Source organism: Agrococcus jejuensis (assembly GCF_007679035.1).
Taxonomy (GTDB): domain Bacteria; phylum Actinomycetota; class Actinomycetes; order Actinomycetales; family Microbacteriaceae; genus Agrococcus; species Agrococcus jejuensis_A.
Genome location: NZ_VEFR01000064.1, coordinates 1 through 215 on the forward strand (window position 1 = coordinate 1; position 215 = coordinate 215).

Below are 215 nucleotides of genomic sequence, written 5' to 3' on the forward strand. Positions count from 1 at the left end.
CGGAGGGTGGACGGGTTGACGGGGAGGTGGAGGACGGGGAGGGGGATGTCGGGGTGGAGGAGGATGAGGATGGGGGAGGGGAGGAGGGGGAAGCGGATGGGGGGGAGGGGGTGGGGGTTGGGGTGGAGGTGGGGGTTGAGGATGTGGTTGTAGTGGTAGGGGGGGTTGGGGGATGGGATGATGAGGGGAAGGGTGAGTTGGGGTGGTGGTGGATG

General features: G+C 67.9%; 1 protein-coding gene. It reads left to right on the top strand.

Annotated features, from left to right (window positions below):
• The coding region (locus FS793_RS16905) for a hypothetical protein (protein ID WP_222123792.1) at positions 1–215 on the top strand (215 nt) is incomplete at both ends.